General features: G+C 70.9%; 14 protein-coding genes and 2 pseudogenes. 7 read left to right on the forward strand and 9 right to left on the reverse strand.

From position 1 onward, the window contains the following. Window positions 1–221: 221 nt before the first annotated feature. Window positions 222–1307 (forward strand): S1 family peptidase, encoded by a 1086-nt coding sequence (locus ACFYQ5_RS26615; protein ID WP_389201084.1) that lies wholly within the window; start codon window positions 222–224, stop codon window positions 1305–1307. Between the two features lie 91 nt (window positions 1308–1398). Here the strand turns inward: ACFYQ5_RS26615 and ACFYQ5_RS26620 are convergent, their stop codons facing one another. The 4 genes from ACFYQ5_RS26620 to ACFYQ5_RS26635 all read right to left on the reverse strand — a co-directional run bounded on the left by ACFYQ5_RS26620 (window position 1399) and on the right by ACFYQ5_RS26635 (window position 6231). Next, the gene (locus tag ACFYQ5_RS26620) at window positions 1399–3402 is read right to left on the reverse strand and encodes an N-6 DNA methylase (protein WP_389201086.1); all 2004 of its coding nucleotides are present in this window, start codon (window positions 3400–3402) and stop codon (window positions 1399–1401) included. A 322-nt stretch (window positions 3403–3724) separates the two neighbouring features. Continuing rightward, window positions 3725–3931, reverse strand: a complete 207-nt coding sequence (locus tag ACFYQ5_RS26625) for a DUF397 domain-containing protein (RefSeq protein ID WP_389201088.1) — start codon at window positions 3929–3931, stop codon at window positions 3725–3727. Then, complete coding sequence (locus ACFYQ5_RS26630; protein WP_389201090.1) at window positions 3928–4779, reverse strand: helix-turn-helix transcriptional regulator; 852 nt, start codon at window positions 4777–4779, stop codon at window positions 3928–3930. The genes ACFYQ5_RS26625 and ACFYQ5_RS26630 overlap by 4 nt, the downstream gene beginning before the upstream one ends. A gap of 120 nt (window positions 4780–4899) precedes the next feature. Further along, the gene (locus ACFYQ5_RS26635; RefSeq protein WP_389201091.1) at window positions 4900–6231 is read right to left on the reverse strand and encodes a serine hydrolase domain-containing protein; all 1332 of its coding nucleotides are present in this window, start codon (window positions 6229–6231) and stop codon (window positions 4900–4902) included. A gap of 286 nt (window positions 6232–6517) precedes the next feature. On the opposite strand from ACFYQ5_RS26635, the pseudogene ACFYQ5_RS26640 reads away from it, so the two are divergent. Continuing rightward, window positions 6518–6745, forward strand: a pseudogene (locus tag ACFYQ5_RS26640) (leucine-rich repeat domain-containing protein); the annotation flags it as partial. Window positions 6746–6947: 202 nt separating this feature from the next. On the opposite strand, the gene ACFYQ5_RS26645 reads toward ACFYQ5_RS26640, so the two are convergent. Further along, entirely contained in the window at window positions 6948–8090 is a 1143-nt protein-coding gene (locus ACFYQ5_RS26645; protein ID WP_389201221.1) for a Dyp-type peroxidase, read from the reverse strand. Between the two features lie 215 nt (window positions 8091–8305). Between ACFYQ5_RS26645 and ACFYQ5_RS26650 the strand changes: the two genes are divergently transcribed. After that, window positions 8306–9517: a right-handed parallel beta-helix repeat-containing protein gene (locus ACFYQ5_RS26650; protein ID WP_389201093.1), complete on the forward strand. Its 1212-nt coding sequence runs from the start codon at window positions 8306–8308 to the stop codon at window positions 9515–9517. A gap of 7 nt (window positions 9518–9524) precedes the next feature. On the opposite strand, the gene ACFYQ5_RS26655 is transcribed toward ACFYQ5_RS26650, so the two are convergent. The 3 genes from ACFYQ5_RS26655 to ACFYQ5_RS26665 all read right to left on the reverse strand — a co-directional run bounded on the left by ACFYQ5_RS26655 (window position 9525) and on the right by ACFYQ5_RS26665 (window position 13644). Further along, on the reverse strand, window positions 9525–10205 hold the full coding sequence (locus ACFYQ5_RS26655) for a hypothetical protein (RefSeq protein WP_389201222.1): 681 nt from the start codon (window positions 10203–10205) through the stop codon (window positions 9525–9527). A 308-nt stretch (window positions 10206–10513) separates the two neighbouring features. After that, window positions 10514–12931, reverse strand: coding sequence for an SdrD B-like domain-containing protein (locus tag ACFYQ5_RS26660; RefSeq protein WP_389201224.1), 2418 nt, complete (start codon window positions 12929–12931; stop codon window positions 10514–10516). Between the two features lie 371 nt (window positions 12932–13302). Next, window positions 13303–13644 (reverse strand): hypothetical protein, encoded by a 342-nt coding sequence (locus ACFYQ5_RS26665; RefSeq protein ID WP_389201095.1) that lies wholly within the window; start codon window positions 13642–13644, stop codon window positions 13303–13305. A gap of 138 nt (window positions 13645–13782) precedes the next feature. Here ACFYQ5_RS26665 and ACFYQ5_RS26670 point away from each other — a divergent pair. Then, window positions 13783–14034, forward strand: a pseudogene (locus tag ACFYQ5_RS26670) (transposase family protein); the annotation flags it as partial. A gap of 351 nt (window positions 14035–14385) precedes the next feature. Beyond that, complete coding sequence (locus tag ACFYQ5_RS26675) at window positions 14386–17925, forward strand: HelD family protein (RefSeq protein ID WP_389201097.1); 3540 nt, start codon at window positions 14386–14388, stop codon at window positions 17923–17925. A gap of 120 nt (window positions 17926–18045) precedes the next feature. Here ACFYQ5_RS26675 and ACFYQ5_RS26680 read toward each other — a convergent pair whose 3' ends face one another. Continuing rightward, window positions 18046–19110 (reverse strand): DUF3533 domain-containing protein, encoded by a 1065-nt coding sequence (locus tag ACFYQ5_RS26680; protein ID WP_389201099.1) that lies wholly within the window; start codon window positions 19108–19110, stop codon window positions 18046–18048. Between the two features lie 156 nt (window positions 19111–19266). Between ACFYQ5_RS26680 and ACFYQ5_RS26685 the strand changes: the two genes are divergently transcribed. Both ACFYQ5_RS26685 and ACFYQ5_RS26690 read left to right on the forward strand, forming a co-directional pair. Further along, window positions 19267–22770 carry a DNA polymerase III subunit alpha gene (locus ACFYQ5_RS26685; protein ID WP_389201101.1) on the forward strand — a complete coding sequence of 1168 codons (3504 nt, stop codon included), beginning with the start codon at window positions 19267–19269 and terminating at the stop codon, window positions 22768–22770. Beyond that, on the forward strand, window positions 22767–23765 hold the full coding sequence (locus tag ACFYQ5_RS26690; protein ID WP_389201103.1) for a hypothetical protein: 999 nt from the start codon (window positions 22767–22769) through the stop codon (window positions 23763–23765). Before ACFYQ5_RS26685 ends, ACFYQ5_RS26690 begins: the two co-directional genes overlap by 4 nt. Window positions 23766–23850: the final 85 nt, after the last annotated feature.

A 23850-nucleotide genomic window follows, 5' to 3' on the forward strand; every position in this document is an offset into this window, starting at 1 on the left:
CCTCACCCGCTGCCGACGACCCGTTGCACCGAGTGTTCGCGAACGTAACCGACGTGGGGCGACGCCCGGTTTGTGAACGGCTCGCGGGTGAACCGTTGTCGTCGTGTGCGCGTCCGGAAGTCGACCTTGTGTGCTAGTGGACGCATCGGAATAGTGGGCGCCCCATCCTCCGTGCTCCGGACACCCCACTTGTCCGTGCACGGCCCCACAGGAGGTCGAAGTTGAAGCACCGACGCATACCCAGGAAGCGTGCGGCTCTGGCCGGATCGGCAGTCCTCGCTCTGGTCGCGGCAGGATTCACGTTCCAGACCGCGAACGCCAGTGACGACGTGCCCCAGTTCACCCCGCGTACCCTCAGCGCGCACGCGGCCGGAAATCTCGCCGCCACCCTGGACAAGGCTCTGGGCGCCGACACGGCGGGCGCGTACTACGACGCCAAGGCCGACCACCTCGTCGTCAACGTCATCGACGAGGCGGCGGCCGAGCAGGTCCGCCAGGCGGGCGGCAAGGCCAGAATCGTTCAGAACACGCTCGCCGAGCTGGCGAACGCCCGGCAGACCCTCGCCGACAAGGCCACCATCCCCGGTACCTCCTGGGCCGTGAACCCGGTCAGCAACAAGGTCGTCGTCACGGCCGACCGCACGGTCGACGGCGCGGCCTGGGACAAGCTCGGCAAGGTGGTCGCGGCACTCGGCTCCAAGGCCGAACTGAAGAAGACCGCAGGGGAGTTCAAGCCCCTCATCGCGGGCGGTGAAGCCATCTGGGGCGGCGGCGGACGCTGCTCGCTCGGCTTCAACGTGGTCAAGGACGGCGAGCCGTACTTCCTTACCGCCGGCCACTGCACCGAGGGGATCACCAGCTGGTCCGACGCGCAGGGCGGCGCGGAGATCGGCGCCAACGAAGGCTCCAGCTTCCCGGACAACGACTACGGCCTGGTCAAGTACACGTCCGACGTGGAGCACCCCAGTGAGGTGGACCTCTACGACGGCTCCACCCAGGCGATCACCAAGGCCGGCGACGCGACCGTCGGCCAGTCGGTGACCCGCAGCGGCTCCACCACCCAGGTCCACGACGGTGAGGTCACCGCCCTGGACGCCACGGTCAACTACGGCAACGGCGACATCGTCAACGGCCTCATCCAGACCACGGTCTGCGCCGAGCCCGGCGACAGCGGCGGCTCGCTCTTCTCGGGCGACACCGCGATCGGTCTGACCTCGGGCGGCAGCGGCGACTGCTCGTCCGGTGGCGAGACGTTCTTCCAGCCGGTGCCCGAGGCGCTGGCGGCATACGGCGCCGAGATCGGCTGACCTCCGGTCTCCCTTCGGTTCCGGCGAACCGGCGAGCCCGCCCCCTCACCCGAGGGGGCGGGCTCGCCCGCGCACACCGGCGGGGCCGTGACTACCTTCCAGTGGCCAGTCCGCCCGCCGCGAGCCGGTCGCTGATGTCGTCCGCGAGCTGCTCGCCGAGCACGTCCGTTCTTCTCAGCAACTGCCTGAAGGCGGTGAGGCGGCGGAACGCCTCCACGTAACCGGCTTGCTCCTCCGGAGGCAGTTGCAGCACGTGCAGGCGCCTGATGTCCACGCGGGACGAACTCGAGGCGTGTGTGCCGGCCTGACGGCCGTTGGACGGGGCGCGCAGGCAGCCGGCCAGGAAGTGGGCGCTCAGTTTCGCGGGCTCCACGCGCAGGACGTGGAGCTGAGGCCCCAGGGCGATCGGCGGACCTTCGTGCACCCACGCCCTGAACGCGCGGACCACACCGGCGACCACGACATCCCCCTCCTCGGCCACCGTCCCGGCGGCTTCGGGGGCCACCCGAGCGCTCGGGGCGCCGCTCATCAGCAGGTCGGGGACGGTGAGCAGCGGCATGCCGGTGTCGTGGGGGGATGTCGACGCCACGGTCTCAGCGGGCTGCTGACCGGTGCGCAGAGTGAGGGCTCCGGCCTTGACGAGGTCGCCGACGGTGGCCGTCGTGCAGGGGTCCCCGGTCGAGAGCCCCAGCTTCGACAGGTGCTCCGCCAGTTCGGTCAGTTGACCGAGAGATCCGGTCAACTCACCCCACAAGTCCGCTAGTTCGACGTCCGACGGGTCACCCCCCGCAGAGGTGTGGCGGCCCGGTGTGACGTCCACCTCGTCGTCCAGCAGGTCGATGAGCGGGATCCGTACGGCTCCGTCCGGAAGGTCACCCTCCGGTGCGTCGAGCTGTGACACGGCGGACAGGACGAAGTCCGTCAGCGGGACCCAGTCGGGGCCCTGTTCACGTGCCCCCGGCTCGCCCGACCGGGTCGCGTCGATCAGAAGGGCGTTCTGGGTGACCGGGCCCGCGGAGGCGGGGCCGTCGGGAGCCGCTCGCAGGACCCACAGCTGGAGCGAGACGCTGTGCGGCTGCGCGCAGCCCGGCGGCAGGGCGATGACCGCCCGCAGCATTCCCGTACGCAGCAGGGACCCCCGGATGCGGCGGCCCGCCTTGCGTGACGCGACGGCCGGGGGGAGGACGACCACGGCGGTGCCGCCGGGCCGCAGGTGTGTCAGCAGGTGCTGGACCCAGGCCAGCTCCGGCTCGGTGCGCGGCGGCAGCCCATGGGTCCAGCGCTGGTCGGTGGCCAGCTCCTCGTAGCCCCAGTCACGTTCGTTGAAGGGTGGGTTGCACAGCGCGATGTCGGCCCGCAGCCCTGCGAACGGATCGGCTCGCAGCGCATCGGCCGTCACGATCTCCGTACGCTCGTCGGCCCGGTCCTCCGTCACGAAACCGAGGCGGGCGGTGGCGAGGGCGGCGAGCGCCGGATCGCGTTCACATCCCACCAGGGCCGGTCCCGGGCCGGTGTACTCCTGTGCGGCCGCCACCAGCAGATGCCCCGTGCCGCACGCCGGATCGAAGACCGTCAGGCCGTCGGCGCCTGCACCGAGCCGGGTGCCGAGCGCGATCCTGGCCATGAGGGACGCCAGTTGCGCGGGTGTGCTGCTCAGCTGGCGTACGTGGGTGTCGAGCCAGCGCTGCAACAGGAACTCGAACGTCTCGCGCGGTCCTTCGCTCCGCCCGAGCCGGGCGGCGTCACCGGCCAGATCGCGTGCCTCGTCGGTGAGGCCCGGGAGCGTGGAACGAGTCCGGGGCGCGAGCATCCGGCGGGCCGCCTCGGCGACGGCGAGCCCTGAAGCGTCCCTGCTGCCGAGCGCTTCGAACCGGGGCCACAGGAATTCCCGGCCGGCGACGTCGTGGAGCTTGCCGTTGTCCCGCAGCCACTGCTCCACTTCGGACAGCGAGAACTGGGGGCTGACGTCCGTACCGCCGATGCGGGACGGGAACGAGTCATGGCGCCGGCGCCAGTTGCTGACCGCCGCACGCCCCACGCCCGCGATCCGGGCGATCTCGGCGAGACTGACGGGTACGGCGTCGGTTGTACGCATGCGAGGGCCTCCGGGTCCTGTCGGGCCGGGAGGGTCGGCGTCCTGGCGGCCTGAATCCTGGCAGGCTACTACGGTCATTGACTTTGTTCACAGGTCAGACTCGTGATTTCGCCGTGCAGGAAATGTGGAGGCTTGGGAATATGGATGCATTCGCTCCAGAGGGGTGCTGCGCGGAGCAGTTGGCAGCATGGGGCGGCGCAGATCTCGATGAAGGCGCCGAGGACGCTCCCTGCTGAGCCTTCTGCATGACGACGGGCTTGTCCGCATCACCTCACATGATGCGGACAAGCCCGTTGGTTCCGTGCGGGACGTCTCGTCGGAACTACCCCCGTGCAAGCGACACGAACGCCGCCCACTGGCCAGGGCCGACCCGCAGCACAGGCCCGCTGCCCGCGACCTTCGAGTCCCGCACGTAGATCGCTCCGTGGCCGGCAGCCACCTCCACGCAGTCGCCGCCGCCCGATCCGCTGTAGCTGCTCTTGAACCAGCGCAGCTCGTCCACGTTCCCGGTTACCTGCTCCATGCTCATGTCTCTCCCACCAGCTGTTCGATGAGCCGCGCAGACTCCTGGGCGTTCAGTGCCTGCGCTCGCAGCTTGCCATATCGCAGTGCGAAGCCGCTGACGTCCGCCGGATCGCTGACGATGCACCCGATCTCCTGAGACTCGATGTATCCAAGGCGCCGGAGCTCGCTCGTTTCGATCAGAACGAACGGACCGTCCAAGCCGGTATGGAAGCCGCCTCCTGTGGGCATCACCTGGACCTCCACGTTGCGCAAGGTCCCCATCTTCAGCAGGTGTTGCCACTGCTCACGCATCACCTCGACCCCGCCCACCGGGTTCCGCAACGCCTCCTCCCCGATGATGAAGGACAGCTCCGCCAACGGATCCCGCGTCAGCAGTCTCTGGCGACCCAGCCGCGCCTCGGTGTGCTGATCCACGATCTCCTCGCTGAACGGCGGGCAGTGGCCGGCGAACACCGCCCGTGCGTACGCCTCCGTCTGCAACAGCCCCGGCACCAGCAGGGGGTCGTAGGAGAAGCGGCTCAGCACCTCCGCCTCGATGAGCGCGAAGTTCCGGAAGAAGCGTGGGAGCTTCGCCCGGTCCACCTCGCCCTGGAGCACGTCCAGGACACCCCCCGCACCCAGCACCCGTTCCGCCGCGACCGTGAACGTCACCTTCGCGGCCCGCCGCCCCTGCTCGACCGAGGCGACCTGCTCCAGCGAGTAGCCGATGGCTTCACCCAGCGCCTGCTGGTTCAACCCGGCCCGCTTACGCAGGTGCTGGAGCAGCGTCCCGTACGCCACCCACACCCCCGGCAGGTCGCTGTCCTCCTTGGCCTTCACCGTCGTCGCGCGCCCGTTCCGCGTCTCCCGCACTGCCCTCACGCCCTTCCGGTCACCCACTGCGACTGGACATGGCTCAACAGCGGGGGCCGTTCCCACGTCACGGCCCCGACCCGTACAACGCCCGTACAACGCCCGTACAAGCCGGCGAGGCTAGCGTCGCAGCTGCTCGGGGGCGACCAGGCGCTGGGGCACCGGCGATGTGCCGTGGGCCCGCTCGGCCGGGGCGCCGCTCAGTGCGCCGTCCATGTATCCGAACAGCGCGTTGCCGATCGGGTCCGGCAGCGGCCGGCCGTCCTCGCCGAACCGCTCGTACTTCATCAGGTTGTAGCCGATCGCGGCCTGGCGGCGCCCGTCCTCTGTGGACAGCGCCCAGGTCCCCGCTCCGAACACGCCACCGTCGTGGCCCCAGTACCAGCCGCCGCTGGGCATCTTGAGGGTGTACAGGCCCAGGCCGTACCGCATCGCCACCTCCTGTCCCGGAGCCGGCTCGTACGCGGGAACCGTCGTCTTCATCTCCCGCAGCTCCGCCGCGCCGAGCAGCTTCCCGCTCAGGAGCCGGCGGTAGAAGTCGTTGAGGTCGTTCATCGTGGAGACCATCGCACCGGCTGTCCCGGCCCACGACATGTTGTAGACGCTGTAGTCACGTGCCGGTTCTATGAATCCGTAGAACGACTCGTACATCTTGGCGTGCGGCCCCGATATGCGGGCGGAGCGCGGAAAGTACGTGTGCCGCAGTCCGGCCTTACGAATGACGTTCCTGGTGATGTACGCCTCCGGGTCCTGGCCCGTGACCTTCTCCAGCAGCAGCCCGGCGATGATGTAGTTGGTGTTCGCGTACGAGTGCGTGCCACGGGGCGCCGGCGGCTCGGCGGCCAGGCCGAGGCGGACCAGCTCCTCAGGGGCCAGCCGGCGGAAACGGCCTTCGTCCAGGGCCGGCCCCGGGTCGGTAGCCAGCTTGGGGAAAGCAGGCAGTATGTAGTCCGCTATGCCGCTCGTGTGGTTCAGCAGCATCCGCACCGTCACCTGGCGGCCCCGCTCACCCGGCACCACCTCCGGGAGGTAGTCGCCGATGGGGGCGTCCAGGCCGATCCGGCCCTTGGCCACCTGCTGGAGGACTGCCACCGAGGTGAAGGTCTTGGTGATGCTGCCGACCCGGTGCTCGTAGTCCGGGTGCATCGGCCGTCCGGTCTCGATGTCGGCGACGCCTGTCGCTCCGCGCCACTGCTCGGAGCCGTCCCTGACCGCTGAATAGGCCCCGTACATTCCCGCCTGGTGGAAGGCGTCGAGGGAGGCGCGCAGCGCGTTCCGGTCGAGGTCGGACGTGGTGGAGACGGCAGATGTGGTGGCGGAGGGCGACAGCGGGGCCGCGGCGCCGGCCGGAAGCGCGCCGACCACGAGCGACAGCAGCGCCGCCGATGCCACGGCGGCCAGGCGCACTCTCCGGTGGCCGGGGTGAGGGTTCGGGTGGGTGCTGTTGGGCATGGACGGGTCCCGTCTCATCAGGTGTGTGTGGCAGAGCTCCCATCCTCTGCGCGCCACACCGGCCATCCATCCTCCTGTGGAACGAGCTCGTGCACAGGAAGAGATGACGTTTGTCAGGTGTCGGCCCGCACGGCGCGGGATCCGCCTCTGTCCCGGCACGCAACGCGTGGAGGCCCTCCGGTCACCGGGACCGATGCCGTCGGGCACCGGAGTCGAGGGCGACGTAGGTATCACGTCGGCGTCCCGTGGAGTGGTGTAGCCGCTCTGGGCGGGGATGTGCGCCTCTTTGACCGACACCGGCGCCGAGGCGCTGCTCAGCGGGCAGCCGCTGACCCATCTCAGGAAGCTCAACCTGCACCACAACTACCTGAGCGAGTCGATGAGACAGCGTGTCCGGGACGCGCTCGAACCGGCAGGCGTCGAAGTCGACCTCGACCCGTCCGACGCCGAGGCGGACGAGGACGAGAACGGCATGCCGGTGCCCAGCATCAGTGTGGGCCCGCTCACTTACTGACCATCCTGCCGGGCACGCTACTGGCCCGGATCCGTCCACCGCCGCCCTGGCGTTCCGACCAGTCCTGGCACGCCCGCCGATCGTCAGCCGGCTCGGGCGGCCGCCCACCGGAAGCTGCAGTTCTCCGTCGGGACCGCGGCGCGCAGGGGCACGACGAGGATCGGCGGGTAGCCGAACGGCCACAGCATCCTCGTTGACCTGTTCAGTGGAACATCTGGGCGCCGAGCGGGTGCTGCTCGTCGAAGCCGGGGAGGATGAGGAAGGTTGCGCTGGCGGTGGTGGTGGTGAATCGCAGCAGTGCGTCGGAATCATCCATATGAGCAAGAGTGTTGGTGAATGTGCGTAAGTCGTTCTGGAAGCTGATGAAGAGCAGGCCGGGCGTGGGCTCGTCGGTGCTGTAGGAGCGGCGGAGCATGAGGCCGACGCCGACCATGTTGGGGTTGGCCCGGCGGACGTGGGCGTCTGCCGGAATGAGGTAGCGACCGTCCGGTGTTTTGGCGCCGAGGTTCAGGTCCGAGGCGATGGTGCCGCCGGAGAGAGGCACGCCGGTGGCTCGGCGTCGACCGAAGACCGCCTCCTGGTCGGCGACGGAGAGCGCGGCGAACCGCGGCAGGTCGAGTTTCATGCGCCGTAGTACGGCAAGGGTGCCGCCGGCGACCGGAGCCGGCCCGGCCAGCCACAGGTGGCGTTGTTGTTGGGCCGCCGTGTGCGGTCCCACGATGCCGTCGATGAAACCGAGCGGGCTTCGTGGCGCGGAAAGCCCCTGATGCACGGGGACGTTCGTACCGCGGCGTCCGGACTGGCGCCAGCGTTCGCGCATCCGGCCACCGGTCTGCGCCAGGAGCGCGGCGGTGACGACCGGTAACAGCAGGGCGTCGCTGGCGCAGATCTGTATCAACAGGTCGCCGCCGCGCGCCTGGGAAGCGATCTGCTCGCGGGAGAACTGGGGGAGGTCCGCCGCGCCGGGCAGGGAGGGATCGGCCATGCGCACCAGGCGTGGGCCCACTCCGATCGTCACGGTGAGATCGCCCGGCGGCAGGCCCAGCAGCCGTGGATCGGTCCCCGCGGTGAGCGTGCGAATGGCCTGGCCGAGTTCGGCCAGCAGCGGGCCGACGGCCACGCCGTCGCCGAGTTCGGCCACCACCGCCAGGAGGTTCGGCTGGGCCGGGTGGGGGAGCGTGATGCCTGCTTGATAGCGGCCGACCGGCGACACCCGTGCGGAGGAAGGGGGGCGGCTTGGCTGAGTTGCAGGCGATTCGCACCCGACGGTGAGCCCTGTGGCCGCCACGGCCCCGGTGGCGCCGATGAACGCGCGGCGTGACAGATGGGACTCGGCTCGGCTCACGGTGTGAAGAATGCCATATCCGTTCTGGCGGCGGCGAATTGGGCGGCTTTCATGCCCGGATGACTTCATGCCAGGATGAGGCCATGCCTCGTCTCCGTCTTCGCGTGATGGTCGCGTTATTGAGCACACTGCCATGTGTACTGGTGGGCTGCGGGCCCGGCGATGACGGGTCGAACCGCGGCCGGCGACCGCCCGGCGCCCATGTGACGATCAGAGTGCCGGCTGACGCCCCGAGCATCTCGGACGCGGTGTCTCTCGCTCACCCCGGTGACCTGGTGCTGGTCGCGCCGGGCGTGTACCACGAATCGGTGAAGGTCTCCACGCCTCGCGTGACTCTTCGTGGTGAGTCCCGGGACAAGGTCGTCATCGACGGGCGGTTGCAGCAGCCGAACGGCGTCGTCGTCTCGGCGCCCGGGGTGGCCGTGGAGAACCTGACCGTGGAGAACAACACGCAGAACGGGGTCCTGGTCACCGGTTCGGCGAAGGCGGCCGCCGGCCTGCCGGGAGGAAGCGGCGGCTACGACACCGGCGACGAGCCCGTCACCTTCCTGAAGTCGTTCCTGGTTTCCCACGTGACCGCGACCCGCAACGGTCTGTACGGCATCTACGCATTCTCCGCCCAGAACGGTGTCATCGCGCACTCGTACGCGTCGGGCAGCGCCGACTCGGGGATCTATGTCGGCCAGTGCAAGCCCTGCAACATCGTGGTGCGGGACAACGTCGCCGAACTCAACGCGGTCGGTTACGAAGGCACCAACGCCAGCGAGGACATGTACGTGGTCGGCAACCGCCTGGTCGGCAACCGGGTCGGCCTGACCACCAACTCCGACCACCAGGAGAAACTGCTCCCGCAGAAGGGCTCCGTCATCGCGGGTAATCTGATCGCCGCCAACCAGCAGACGGCCACCCCGGAGCAGGCCGACGGCGGGTGGGGCATCGGCATCGGCGTCGACGGCGGCAGCGACAACCGGTTCATCCGCAACCGCATCGCCGGCAACCGCAACGCCGGGCTGGTGATCACCGCAACCGTCGACATACCTCCGGTCGGCAACCAGATCGTGGACAACACCTTCACCGGCAACGGACTTGACGTCGGCTGGACGTTCCCCACCGCCACGCGGGGACGGGGCAACTGCCTGCACGGCAATGACCTGCGCACCACCGTGCCCGCCCGGCTCGCGACGACTGCGGCCTGCCCCCTTCCGGCCGGGCCGCCCTCGCCGGACGGCACGTGGGTGGTGCCGAAGGCACCCGGTGGCATCCCGTTCACCGCGGTCGCGGCGCCTGCTTCGCAGCCGCAGTTCCCCGACGCCGCCACCGCGGGCGCCACCGCTGTCCCGCCCGTCCCGGCCCTGCCGAAGACGGAGGGCATCCGGCTGCCGCCGACGTCCCTGCTCGCCGCGAACGCGCGGGTGCAGACGTCCTGAACAGCGGCTACCCGGTCGGGGTGGTCCCGGGTACCGGCTTGACCGGAACGTACGTGTGGGTGGCGAAATCGATGACCACCGGCTCCGGCTGCGAACCCACGCTGACGCGGACCCGGTACATGGTGCCGTCGGAGCCGATCCAGTAGCGCACGTTGCCCGCCGTACCGGAGCGGTCAGGGGAGGACGGCCCGGTCATGACGTCCACCCGGCGCCCGTCCACCTGCTCCCGCCCCCACCAGGCGGCACCGTTCTGCGGCAGCAGTTCTGCGTTGTCCGGCCGGTCGCCGCCGAGACCGAGCGCGATGGACAGGGAGGTGTCCAGCGCGCTGCCGGACGACAGCAGCGGACGGTCGGACCAGCCCGAACGGGGCGGCGACGCGGGTGCGTGCGCCGGGGCGTCCGTCATCGGGCGGACCTGCACCGAGGTGGGCGTCCACTGGATCAGCCCTTCGCTGGACTTGGCGCGCCCGGTGCCGTGCACCACGCCGTAACCGACCTTGCGCCGATAGTCGATGGACCCGGTGACGGTCAGCCCGCCGGCGGTGCCCGGCACGGTGATCGTCACCGCGCGGCCCTGCGCCTGGTAGTTACGGAATCGCGTGATCGCCAGCCGGCTCGCCTCATCCGTCGTCAACGGGCGCGGACCGTCGGCGCCGGAGCCGCCGTCGGTGACCAGGAACGCGGCCACCGCGGCCACCCCGACGGCCGCGATGCCGATGACGGCCGCGGCCCGGCGCGACCGCGGCCATCGGCGCCGGTCAGCCGGACGGCCCGGTGGGGCTTGCCGGATTCTCACGCTCCGCGCGCGGTTCGACGCTGACACTCTCCGATTCATCCTTTCGATCACCACACCGTCCGGCCGCCGTGGGCTCGAGGCGGCCGGACGGTGTGGTGGCAGACGACGCCAAGGCCGGCCCTCCTGGACCGGCCGAGAGGTGATCTGCCCGTCCGCGCCGTCCGGAACGCGGACGGGCAGATCACCGTTGTGAGGTTCGTTCAGTGTTGCCGGGCGTGACGATTCCGGGTCACGAACGCGATGACCAGGCCCGCACCCACCAGCAGACCGGCGATGCCGATCATCTCCGCCAGCCCGGGCGTACCGGTGTTCGCCATCGAACCCCCGCCCCCACCGGCCGGGGCCGGGTGGTTGACAGGCGGCGCGGGCGACGGCGGCGTGGAGGCCGCGGGCGGCGTCGGAGTCGGCGTGGGTGTCGGTGTCGGTGTCGGCGTGGGTGTCGGGGTCGGCGATTCCTTCGGGATGTACACCCCGGCGTCGATCGTGTGATCGACCCCACCCGGCTTGTCCGGCGCCGTGACGGGCGCGTAGCCGTTGCACAACTGCCCGGTGGTCGGCGGAGTCACGTTGGAGTCATGCGCACGGTTGTCACCGGCCCGCGGGAGCGTGAACCTCAGCTCGCTCGCCGAGGGCTGCTCGGGCACCTGGCTGGTGTCCGCGGTGCACACGTCGAACTGGACCGTGTACTTCGCTCCCGGTGTGAGCTCGTACTCGGCGCCGACACCACCGAAGTAGTACTCGCCGGCGGCGTCGGTCCTGGTCGTGGCGACCTGTTTGCCGTCCGCGTCCAGAAGATTGATCGTCGCCCCCGGCAGCAGCACGTGCCCCGGGTCCTGGATCCCGTTGTGGTCGCCGTCGAACCACACGACGTTGCCGATCTGGATCGGCGCGTTCGCCGCCGCGTACGCGATGTCACCGAGCCCGCCGGCCTTGCCGAACCCGCCTTGTTCCCGGCTGACGAACTGGAACCCGTTGGCGGTCGGGTTGTTGCCGGGGCCCTGACCGGTCGTGATGTTGTGGTACCCGGTCCCTGAGGTCGCGACGTTGACGACCGGGTCGAACTCCGTGCTGACGACCCACTCCTGCTGCGGGATATAGGCCACCGATCCCAGCGCGGTCTCCTGGTGCGCGTTGGCGTAAGAGTCGCCCGGGAAGTATTCGACGACATCGGCGGCCTGGCCGCCGTTGTTGGCGGGGGTGGCGTTGTTGGGGCAGTTCCCGGTGCCTTCCCACTGGTATTCACCGGTGGGAGTGGCGCAGACCATGGTGATGTCACCACCGGACATGCCGTTCTCCGGCGTGTCGTCCCCCGGGCGGGGGTCCAGCCCTCCCCAACTGAGCACGTCCATGAACCGGTCACGGAAACCCAGGATCATCGAGCCGTCGCGGCCGAAGGCGAGCGAGGAGAGCTCCGGCTGCGGATCGATGAAGACGTTGCCCGACTTCCGGTCGTCCCACGTGTCCAGGCTGGTGTTCCACGGGTTCCAGTGGGTGGCCCGGTCGCCGGAACCGAAGACGCTGCCGCGTTCCTGCGTGAGCGGCTGGCTCAGCACCGTGGTGAACCGTTTGCCGTCGTAGGTGGAGACGAAGGCTTTCAGGTCCGCGCGCTGCTGCGTGCTCTCCGCGCTGCACACGCCGCCGACGTACAGCGTGTTGTTGTGGACCTGGAGACCGAACGGCCGCCAGTCGTCGGGGCTCGCGCACCCCGGGTCCGGGATCGGGACCGTCGACTTGGGCTCCTCGGCGGTGGCCCCTGTCGCGTCGAAGCTCACCAGGCTGCGGGTCCGCAGGTTCACCGCGTGCAGCGTGGAGCCGTCCGCCGACAGGGCCAGGCCACCGATGCTCTCCTTGCCCGGCGCGTCGGTGAACCCGGCATCCTTGATCATGTTCGCGGTGTCGTGCCGCGTCACCGCGGCGTCCGGCACCCGCGCGAACAGCTCCGGCGCACCCGAGCCGTTGACCGGCACCGTGTAGATCGCGCCCCCGCCCTGCGGCCCGTAAGGGGCGTACCGGCGGGCGAACGCACTCTGGAACAGCCGGGTCCGGGACGTGTCGTACGCCAACCCGAACGTCGTGCCCACCTGGTCCTGCGTAGCCAGCGTGGTCGGGCACGCCACATCGGTGGGACACGTGCCCCGGGCCTCCGTCCCGAACGCCACCAACGCCCGGTTGTCGGTCCCGTTGGCGCCGTTGTGGATCGGCACGAAGTACCGTGAGTCCGGCAGCGCGTAGTCGGCCGGGTCCCACACCCCTGTCACCACCGAGGCGTTCTTTCCGCCCGACACATCCACGAACGACGTGAAGCTGTCGAAGTGGTTCTCCGCCGTCGACGCAGGCGCCGCCCGCAGATAGCCGCTGTACGGTGCCGGGATGCTGACGTCGACGCGGTACTGGCCGCCGGTCAGTACGGTCGACCGCGACACTACGACCTTTCCGGTGGTGTCCGTTACGCCGGTGACTTCGTGCCCGGAGGGGTCGGAGATCTCCACCTTCATGCCCCGCTGCGGCACGTCCATCGTCGTGTTGATCACGCCGGTGCCGAAGAAGTCGCGCAGCACCTCGACCGTCACCGTGCCATCGGCGGTCGAAGCGGCGGCTGGTCCAGCCGTCGCCCCCATGGCGCCGCCTGCCAGCAGAAGAACAGCTAACCCCATGCGCGCCAGCGGCTCCACAAGCCTTAGAGCCGACCGGGGCGAGTCTCTTCCGACTCGGTTCATGGCATCACACTCCACACTTCTCTTGTCATGAAACGAAGCACCCGCTTCTCGCTGCACGTCCACCTCGTGGCCCCGGCGGGGACGCCAGCGGCGAACGCTCACGGAAAAGAAAAAAGGGCCCACTGCTGTTGCGTGGACCGCTTTGTGGTGATCGCTTGAGGATGCTGAGGTCGAGTTGTAAGTGTTGCAGGTCAGGACAAGCGAACGCGCGTTCAGAATCTCGGGCAGGAGGGCCCTGGGTTGCCTGTTCTTGGAAGTCAATCACAGTCTTTTCACCCCCCACCGCCGACCTCACTGACCGCCATCGCGAGCCATACTCTATCCGCTGAATTCTCGCCTTCACCAGCCGAACCCCTGGCATCCATCTGGGATGCGCGATAGTCCTCGAGCACCAGAATAGTGACCGGAAGAATGTGCGGGAGCCACGTGATGGCCGGAACGGGTCCCGTTGGATGCGTGACGCCCGGCTGATGGGTCCGGACGCGCTCGTCGCGCAGGGGCAACGTGTAGTCGAGGTCGCTCCGATTCGGCCTGTTCACGATTGACTTGGCGTCACACTTGGTGTGCGGCAACGAGACCCGGACAGCGGTGCAGGTACTGCCGTTGGTGATCATGTGGTTGTCCAGACCCCTGAGGGCCGAGCGAGACCGTGCCTGCCCGAACACCATCGCCCCTCCCCGCCGCGCTGGAGCAACTAGGCTCCCAGGCTGGTGCTCTTGTCCCCGATGAAGTCGTTGACCTGCGCCGATTGTGTTCCCATCCTGGCCGACCGCGCCTACCCCGGCGCCGGCCCCTGGGTCACCACCGGCCGCAGACGCTCACCCAACGGCCGGCTGACACCGACAGAACGGACGGTCAACCGGGCACTGGCCACGACCCGAGCACCCGTCGAACGCGCTATGGCGCGACTCAAATCCTGGCGAATCTTCCGAAGACCGCGATGCAGCCCGAACCGCATGACGTCAATCGCCAAAGCCGTCCTCACCCTGGAGAGGCAACGCTGAAACTGCTCACTGACGCTCTCTCGGGCCGTGGCCTGCCCCCTTGTCGACGCCTACGCCGAGCGCTGGGGGGTGCACGGTCCCTGCCGCCCACTCCAAGACCGTGTGGGCGCGATTGAAATGTTGTTCAATCGTGAACTGAGTCAATGGTGATCGTGCCGGTCGGGCGACTTCTTACGGGGGTGGCTCGGCAATCCCGGACTAACGAAGTGGTTGTGAACTGAGTTAATGGGTGCGATGCTTGGATGGCGGTACTGACCGGCACTCAAGGGTGCGACACGGCAGACCAGTTGGCCGGGGGGCGGGCGCATGCCCGTAGCGGCGTTCCACTGGGTTGCCAGGGAGGGGCAGTAGATGAACACCACCACACGCGATCAGGTCATCGGCGATGAACAGAAGGCCGTGGACCGCGCGTACGACTGCTACGCCGAGCGCCTGGCCGAGATGACCGGGGCCTCGGCGGCAACTGCCGCCGCCAGTAACAAGGACGGCATCGCCAACCGGCTCGACACCGAGGAGAAGGCGGCGGCGTACGACGGACTCGGTGGCGAATCTCTGGTCACCGCCCGCGTCGACGCGCCGGAAATGACGGGCGGGGAGTGCCGGCCCTGGTACGTGGGGCGGCGTGCCGTCTCCGACATCCGTACCCGTGACACCGTCGTCGTGCTGTGGACCAGCCCGGTCGCGACCAAGTGGCTCGCGGCGCAGCCGGACACTCCCGGTGACATCACTCTGCGGCGCCAACTGCGCTGTGTGCAGCGCGTCGTCGAGGACTACTTCGACGACATCGCTCCGGTTGTTCCCGTAGCCGTCCCCAGCTCCGCGCTTCCTGCCGTCCCGACGCCCCGGACGGCAGGGGACGACGCCGTCGCCCCGGAGCCCGTCGACGCCGACGGAGCGGACCCGGAGAGGCCGGGCGCCGCCACACCCGGTGCGCGCCCGCCGGTCCGTACCCCCGCCGATGTCGCCCGGCTCCAGCGCCGCAAGCCCCTCCAGCCGGACGACCTCCTGCTCCGTGAGCTCCAGCGCTCCCGCAGCGGCCGCATGCGGGACATCGTCGAGACCATCCGCCGCGATCAGATGGACCTGGTCACGGGTTCTCCGTCCGACATCCTCGTCGTGCAGGGCGGGCCGGGCACGGGCAAGTCCGCGGTCGGTCTGCACCGCGTGACCTGGCTCGTCAACAACAACCACTTCAAGGCGCAGGACATGCTGGTCATCGGCCCGCACCAGCGGTTCCTCGACTACGTCGGCCAGGTCCTGCCCACCCTCGGCACGCGCGACGTCAACGCCGTCCAGCTCTCCCGTCTGTGGGACGGCGAGATCCTCGGCACCGACACGCCGAAGTCACGGCTGGTGAAGTCCGACGAGCGCATGGCCGCCGTCCTGCGGCGCCGTGTCGAGCAGGAGTGCCGCCCCGAGGCCATCGACCGCCTCCTCACCCCGCCCTCCTTCGACGGGGACGAGCCGGCGTTCACCGTCACCGCAGGCAGCACGACCCTGCGCGTCCCGCGCTCCGAGGTCCAGGCCCTCTTCGAGGAGGCGCGTGGCGGCGAAGGCGCCCACCGCGAGCGCCGTGACCGCTTCCGCAGCCTGCTCGTCGACCGGCTCCTGCGGGAACTCGCAGCCCTGGCCCCTCGTCGTGGCGCGGACGGCACGATCCGCCGCAGCCTGGAACGCAACCGTCAGGTGGAGCGACTCCTCGACCGTGCCTGGCCGTCACCGGGCGCCCGGGAAGCGCTGCGCAGCCTCTACGACTCGCCCGACCTGCTGAGCACCTGCGCCGAGGGAATCCTCGACGAGACGGAACAGGCCGCCCTGCACCGGGCCAGGGCAGAGCGGGCCGAGGACGACCCCTGGTCCCTGGACGACCGTGTCTGTCTCGAAGAGCTCCGCCACCTCATCACGGGTGAGACCCCGCGACGCTACGGCCACATCGTCGCCGACGAGGCCCAGGACCTGACGCCCATGCAGGCCCGCGCCCTGCGCCGCCGCGTCGCGCGAGGCGGTTCGATGACCGTCCTCGGTGACCTGGCCCAGGCCACCGGCCCTTACCCGTACACCGGATGGGACCGCCTCGGCGCGCTCCTGTCCGACCACGGTGACTGGCGCGTCGAGGAACTGACCACCAGCTATCGCGTACCCGCCGAGATCATGGCGTTCGTCGCCCCCCTGGCTCGCGCGGTCGCACCCTCGCTGCCCTACCCGACGGCCGTGCGGGAGGCCGGTGCGGACGCGGTACGGACGATCGCCACCGAGCCGTGGAAGCTGCTCGGCGACACCGTCACCCAGGCCGTCCGCCTCGTCGGCAGCAGCGACGGGCGCACTTTGCGGTCCGTCGCCGTCATCGTCCCCGACGACTCCGGCTGGCTCGACGAGATCGCCCGCCACCTGGACGAGGCCCACGGGATCACGGCGCAGGAACGTGAGGCGGTGTCCGTGCTGGCCGCCGCGCAGGCCAAGGGCATGGAGTACGACCACGTCCTCGTCGTCGAGCCCGCCACCATCGCCGACCGCGGCCCGTCCGGGCTGCGCCAGCTGTACGTCGCACTGACCCGCAGCACCCAGAGCCTGACCGTTCTGCACACCGCCCCCCTCCCGGAGGCCCTGACGGACACCGCCGGAGGCACGCAGGAGCCGCTCCCCGAGGCCGGATCCGAGGTCGATTCCGGCACCGGCACCGCACCGGTGGCTGTATCGGACGTCCCGGAGATCGGTACCGACATCCGGGTCCGGGTCATCGGTCACACCACCGGCGGCAACTACAAGGTCGAGGCGATCTCCCCGGCCACGGACCGTCCGCTGCTTATGGCCGTGCGCCATGGCTCGACACCTCCCGCCCACGGGGCGGAGCTGGACGCCTGGGTGCTCCGTCACGCCTCCAGCGTCAGCTTCGTCACCGTTGACGCACGCGGTCGCCGGCCCATCTCGCCCACCATGGCCCGGCGTTACGCGGACGCGCTCGCAGTCGTCGAGGACCTGGCCGGCGGGACCGTCCCGGAGGACTTCCGTGCCCGGCTGTCGGAGCTCAAGGGCATGGCCAACCGGTGCCTGCGCCTGGACCAGCACGACTGGCTGGACGTCTGGCATGTCCTCGGTTCTCCGGACCGGGCCCGCCTGAACCTGCTGCGCGACCTGGCGGCCGACGCCAACCGCGCTTCCTCCTCCGGCGCACCCGACCTGGACCGGTTCCGCGCCGAACTGGAGCGCAGCGGCCTGGCCGAGGAGCTGGCCGAGGCGCGCCGGACCCTCGAGCGCCGCATCGGCGGCGCAGCCGGACCGGTGGCGGAGGACGAGCAGGACGGCGCGGACTCCACACAGCCGTCCGAGACACCTGAGTCACCCGAGGCATCTGAGACACCCGAGGCACCTGAGTCACCCGAGGCACCTGAGCCGTTCGAGCCGAAGGAAGAAGAACCCATGACCACCACCGCGGACGCGCCCACCGCACCGGAACACGCGGAACAGCCCACGGGCCTCCTCGACGTCCTCGCGGCCTCGGCCGCGACGGACCGCATGTGTAAGACCCATGAGGCGGTGCGCTTCGAACTGAAGGCGGCCCTCCTGCGCGCGGGCCGGGAGCTGGAACCCGAACATCCGGTCGTCGACGTCACCTGCGTCACGGACAACGGCCATGTGCTCTACGAGGTGCTCGGCGCCGGCCTTCGCGCGTACGCCGACCTCCGCGCGGGAGCGGCACGCCTCCGAGAGATCAACCACATCCTGCCCACGCCGGCCGACCGTCTCTGCCTCGTCCTGTCCGGGCCCCCGGCCGAGGACTGGTCGGCCGCCACCGTCCACGACGTGTTCGGCGTCGACGTCCTGTGGCGCACCCCGCAGCAGACCTGGGCCGGCCAGGACGTCGACACCTCGCCGGGGGCGGAGCGGGCATAGAGCGCCCCTGCGGCCGGCCGCCGCGCGAAGAGCTCGCTGCCGCACGCCGCCACAACAACACGGGCGGCAGGGGCCGGATGCGCTACCGCTGCGCCGACGATGCTGGGCTGATACCGGGGCTCAGCCCAGGTGCGAGCCGCTCCCGGGGGAGGCCGCCGCTTCCCCGGGAGCCGTCCTCCGCCCCGCCTCCTCCGGGCCCCAGCGGCGCATCGACAGGAGCAGGGTCAGGACCGTGCCGGCGACCGCCCAGGCGGAGAGCACCAGCAGGGGGCCGGTGACCGCGTTGCCCTTGAAGTACGCGATCGAGCGGGCCACCCAGGTACCCGCGCCGGGCGGCAGGGCGGGGCCGATCGCCCGCCAGAAGTCCGGCAGCATCGGCAGCGGGAAGGCGCCGCCCGCGCTCGGGTTGCCCGCGATCACGATGAGCAGGACGGCCAGACCGATCCCGACGATGCCGGTGAGTGCCTCCAGGGCGAGCGTGATCATGCCGACCGCGAAGACGACCAGGGCGCCCAGACCGGCCAGGGCCCACACGCTGCCCGGGAGCGCGCCGAGGACCGGGCCGATGATGACCGCACCGCCGATCCCGCCCGCGATCGAGTACAGCGCCATGACCGCGGTGCGGATCACCGCGCGCTGCCGGTTGGCGGGTTTGGCGCCCGCGCTGATCGCCAGGATCGAGGCGCAGAGGTAGCCGCCGACGCACCAGCCCACGACCAGGTAGAACGAAGAGAGGCCGTCGAAGTCGTCGGGGGAGGCGGGGGCCACGTCCACGGTCCGTACCGTGCGCTGTCGGGGCCCCTCCGCCTCCTTGATGATCGTGGTCAGCGAGGTGGCCAGCACGGTGCCGCCGCCGGAGGCGACGAGCACGGTGTCGGTCGCCCCGGTGGGGCTGACGATCAGGGCGCCGTCGATGTCGCGGTTCTGGATCTGGCGGCGGGCCTCGGCCTCGCCGGAGACCGCGCGCGGATCGAGCGGGCCGCCCGGCAGGTCGTCCAGCTGAGCGACGAGCTGCCCGGACACCTGCTGCGGGGCGACGACCCCGAAGGGGACGTCCGTCGGGTCGGGCCTGTGCAGCGCGCCGACGTAGGAGGCGATGAACAGCAGCTGCAGCGCCAGTACGCCGATGACCAGCAGTGCGGCCCGTGTCGTGACGGCGTTCTTCACCTCGTCGGCGAATGTCATGCCCCCACGGTCCGGCCAGGGCGTGGTTCGCGCAGGCGGTGGCGGGCCGAATGGCGGAGAGGTGGCCGCACCCTCGGTTATCGTACGAACGTTCGAAACTTGGTCTATGGTGGAGAGCGAGGGGGTGGCGAGTACGGATCGGTCCAGGAGGTGCGGATGCCCGGGTTCACGCATCTGCATACCGTTTCCGGGTTCTCCCTGCGGTACGGGGCCTCGCATCCGGAGCGGCTGGCCGAGCGCGCCGCCGAGCGGGGGATGGACGCCCTCGCGCTGACCGACCGTGACAGCCTCGCGGGCGCGGTCCGCTTCGCCAGGGCGTGCGAGGGGGCCGGGATACGGCCGGTCTTCGGGGTGGAGCTCGCGGTGGCGCGACAGGTGGAGGGGCGGGCGAAGGGGGAGGAGGGTGCCTACCGGGCGCGCGTGCCGGTCCGTGGGGGTGCCTTTGTCGATGAATCCGCACCCCGGGTCACCTTCCTGGCCCGGGACGGTGCCCATGGCTGGGCCGAGCTCTGCCGGCTGGTCACCACCGCCCACGCCCCCGGCGCCGGGGACCCGGATGCCGGGCAGCCACTGGTCGGCCGGGACGCGCTGCCCGCCGAAGGGCTCACCGTGCTGCTCGGCCCCGCCTCCGAGGTGGGGGCCGCGCTGGCCTCGGGCCGGCCCGACCGGGCCGCCGCGCTGCTCGCCCCCTGGCGGGAGATCTACGGCGACGCCCTGCGCCTCGAAGCCGTCCACCACGGCCGCGAGGGGACCGGCCCCGGCTCGCTGCGGCTCGCCGCCCGTACCGTCGGCTTCGCCGCCGAACAGGGCGTGCGGGCAGTGCTGACCAACGCCGTCCGGTACGCCGACCCCGGGCAGGGCCCCGTCGCCGACGTACTCGACTCGGCCCGCCGGCTCGTCCCCGTCGACCCGCGCCGTTCCCCCCTCGACAGCGGGGAGCGCTGGCTCAAGGACGCCCCCGCGATGCGGGAGACCGCCGAGCGGATCACCTCCGCCGCGGGGCTCGGGCGGGACGCGGGACAGCGGCTGCTCGCGGAGACCCGGCGCACCGCCGACGCCTGCCGCGTCGACCCGGCGGACGACCTGGGGCTGGGCAGCGTCCACTTCCCCGAGCCGCGTCTCGTCGGAGCCGGGCGGCGCACCGCCCAGCGGGTGCTGGCCTCCCGCGCCGCCGCGGGCATGGTGCGGCACGGCTACGACCGCAGGCGCGACTACTGGGAGCGGATGCACCACGAGCTGGACATCATCGCCCACCACGGCTTCGCCTCCTACTTCCTGACGGTCTCCCAGGTCGTCGACGACGTGAAGGACATGGGCATACGCGTCGCCGCACGCGGCTCCGGGGCCGGCTCCCTGGTCAACCATCTGCTCGGGATCGCCCACGCCGACCCGCTCGAACACGGGCTGCTCATGGAACGGTTCCTGTCCAAGCGGCGCTTCGTGCTGCCCGACATCGACATCGACGTCGAATCCGCCCGCCGCCTCGACGTCTACCGCGCGATCATCGGCCGTTTCGGCGCCGAACGGGTCGCGGCCGTCTCCATGCCGGAGACCTACCGGGTGCGCCACGCCATCCGTGACGTCGGCGCCGCGCTCTCCATGGACCCGGGCGAGACCGACCGGCTCGCCAAGGCCTTCCCGCACATCCGGGCCAGGGACGCCCGTGCCGCGATGGAGGAACTGCCCGAACTGCGCGCCGTGGCCGGGCGGAAGGAGAAGTACGGCCGGCTCTGGGAGCTGGTCGAGTCGCTGGACGCACTGCCGCGCGGCATCGCCATGCACCCGTGCGGGGTGCTCCTCTCGGACGACTCGCTGCTACGGCGTACGCCGGTCGTACCCACCAGCGGCGAGATCCCCCACGGCCCCGACGGAACGGGCGGCGGCCCCTTCCCGATGGCCCAGTTCGACAAGGACGACGTGGAACACCTCGGGCTGCTCAAGCTCGATGTGCTCGGCGTACGGATGCAGTCGGCGATGGCGCACGCGGTGACCGAGGTGAAGCGGGCCTCCGGACGGGAGGTCGACCTGGACGCCGTACCGCAGGGTGACCCGGAGACGTACCGGCTGATCAGGAGCGCCGAGACGCTGGGCTGTTTCCAGATCGAGTCGCCGGGCCAGCGCGACCTGGTCGGCCGGCTCCAGCCTGCCACCTTCCACGACCTGGTGGTCGACATATCGCTGTTCCGGCCGGGCCCGGTCGCCGCCGACATGGTGCGGCCGTTCATCGAGGCCAGGCACGGCCGCGCGCCCGTGCGGTATCCGCACCCCGACCTGGAGGAGGCGCTGCGTGACACCTACGGGGTGGTCGTCTTCCACGAGCAGATCATCGAGATGGTGAACATCATGACCGGCTGCGGACGCGGCGAGGCCGACCGGGTGCGGCGCGGGCTCTCCGACCCCGGGTCGCAGGCACGGATCAGGGTCTGGTTCGCGCAGCGGGCGGCGCGGAGGAGGTACGACGCCGAGGTGATCGCCCGCGCCTGGGAGATCATCGAGGCGTTCGGGAGCTACGGCTTCTGCAAGGCACACGCGGTCGCCTTCGCCGTGCCGACGTACCAGTCGGCCTGGCTCAAGGCGCACCACCCGGCGGCCTTCTACGCCGGGCTGCTCACGCACGACCCCGGGATGTACCCGAAGCGGCTGCTGCTCGCGGACGCGCGGCGGCGCGGGGTGCCGGTGCTGCCGCTGGACGTGAACCGGTCGGCGGCCACCCATCGGATCGAACTGGTGTCTGGTGGCAACAGTGACAAATGGGGATTGCGACTGGCTCTCTCGGACGTCCACGGCATCAGTGAGGCCGAGGTCGCCCGGATCGAGGCCGGGCAGCCCTACACCTCGCTGCTGGACTTCTGGCAGCGGGCCAGGCCCGGAAAACCGGCCGCCGAACGGCTCGCCCAGGTCGGCGCGCTGGACGCCTTCGGTGCCAACCGCCGGGATCTGCTGCTGCACCTGTCCGAGCTCCACCGCGCCCAGCGGGGTTCCGGTTCCGGCGCGGCGGGCGCCCAGCTCCCGCTCGGCGACGGGCACCGGACCGGTACCGTCGGGCTGCCCGACCTCAACGACGCCGAACGCCTCAGCGCCGAGCTCGGCGTCCTCAGCATGGATGTGTCCCGCCATCTGATGGGCGATCACCACGCCTTCCTGGAGGAGCTGGGCGCGCTCTCCGCCAAGCGGCTGAAGGCGGCCGGGCACGGGGAGACCGTGCTGGTCGCGGGCGCCAAGGTGGCCACCCAGACTCCGCCGGTCCGCTCCGGGCGCCGGGTCATCTTCACCACCCTGGACGACGGGACGGGTCTGGTCGACCTCGCCTTCTTCGACGACAGCCACGCCGCCTGCGCGCACACCGTCTTCCACTCCTGGCTGCTGCTGGTGCGCGGGGTGGTCCAACGGCGCGGCGCGCGCAGCATGAGCGTGGTCGGCTCGGCGGCCTGGAACCTGGCCGAGCTGGCCGAACTCCGGCGCACCGGCGGCCTCGACGCGGTCGCGGCACGTCTGGCGGAGGAGCCCGCCGCCGGCGAGGAGGAGATGTCCGATGGCGGCCGCCGTATCCAGCTGCCGACCGGCTACGAGATGAACCCCTGGTCCGATCTCCAGCCGGCCGGCGAAGGGGCGCCCACCGGAAGGAAGTTGTGGCACCGAAGCCAGGGGAGCGCGGGATGAACGACCAGCCGGCCGTCCTGTGCCTGCGGTTCCGCCGGATCGGCGGCGGACTGCCGGACAGCGCGGGTTACGAGGGGCTGCTCGCCCTCCTCGGGGCGTTCACCCCGGTCGTCGAGGCGGCACCGCCGGGCGCCGCGCTCGCCGATGTCAGCGGTGCGCTGCGCTACTTCGGGCAGGACGCGGCGGGCCTGGCCTCGGTGATCCGGGTGCGCGCCCTCGCTCTCCACGGCGTGGACTGCGCGATCGGGGCGGCCTCCAACCCCATGCTGGCCAGGATGGCCGCACGGCAGGCGACGGCCGGGACGACCTTCGTGGTGCCCCCCGGCGAGCACGCCGGCTTCCTCGCGTCCAAGCCCGCCGCCGCGCTGGACGGCGTCGGGACGGCGACCGCGCGCACCCTGTGCGGATACGGGCTCGACTCCGTCGGCCGGATAGCCGCCGCGCCGCTCGCCACCCTGCAGCGGATCACCGGCGTACGGACCGGGCGCGAGCTGTGGGAGCGGGCCAACGGCGTCGACCGTACGGGGGTCGTGCCGAACGCCGCCGCCCGGTCGATCGCCGCCGAACGTTCCTTCCCCCGTGACGAACTGGACCCGGAGCAGCACCGCCGCGCGCTCCTCTCACTCACCGAGGAGCTGGGCGCCAGGCTGCGCGGCGACGGGCAGGTGTGCCGCGCGCTCGCGGTCTCCGTGCGCTACGCCGGCCGCACCGGTTACGCGACGCTGACCCGCAGCCGTACGCTCCCGGAGCCCACCGCCCACTCGGCGGCGCTCAGCGCGCTCGCGTACCGGATCCAGGACTCCTTCGCCCTGCAGCGGGCGCGGGTGAGGGGGATCGGGCTGCGGGCGGAGGGGCTCGACGACGCGGAACGCGCCGCCCATCAGCTCACCTTCGACCCGGTGGACGAACGGGCGCGGCGGATCGAGGCGGTGTCCGACCGCCTGCGGGCCAGGTTCGGCCCGCAGGCGGTGAAACCGGGACGGCTCGCGGCCTGACCTTACGTCTCCCGTCCGACCACCTGCGCCTCGGCCATCGGCTGAGACGCGTACGGCCGGGCCCCCGGTGACCGGAGGCCCGGCG

Source organism: Streptomyces sp. NPDC005794 (assembly GCF_042871445.1).
In the GTDB taxonomy this organism is placed as follows: Bacteria; Actinomycetota; Actinomycetes; order Streptomycetales; family Streptomycetaceae; genus Streptomyces.